This is a genomic window from Algoriphagus oliviformis, from assembly GCF_017254915.1.
Taxonomy (GTDB): domain Bacteria; phylum Bacteroidota; class Bacteroidia; order Cytophagales; family Cyclobacteriaceae; genus Algoriphagus; species Algoriphagus oliviformis.
The window spans coordinates 1-282 of the sequence record NZ_JAFKCT010000094.1 but is presented as its reverse complement, the minus strand read 5'-3'; the positions used below and the strand labels follow the sequence as shown (position 1 = coordinate 282).

The window sequence follows — 282 nt, the reverse complement described above, 5'->3', positions numbered from 1 at the left end:
AATGATTTCATCTTCTTCATCGATAAAATTCCTAGGTTCAATCTACAGCTCTTGCCATATCTTAGCAATCCTGAGTAATTTATTAAAACACACACATATATTAACTATGTCGCTTTGTGGTGGCGGTGACAATGGTTGGGTATGGGTGACGGTGGCTGTGAGTTGTGGATGGCGAATGACAATTTCAGCCACAGATTGTGGTGAATCGCGAATGGCTGGGCCTCAGTCGATGAAGGAGAAGAGAAATATTTGGCAAATAAAACGCTGTTTGATCTAAAGCCA

Annotated in this window: 1 protein-coding gene; it reads left to right on the top strand. The window is 41.5% G+C overall.

The genetic code is table 11. The features are described 5' to 3' along the window. Positions 1-277, top strand: a 277-nt coding sequence (locus J0A68_RS23415) for a hypothetical protein (protein WP_206580531.1), incomplete at its 5' end; no start/stop codon positions are given. Positions 278-282: the final 5 nt, after the last annotated feature.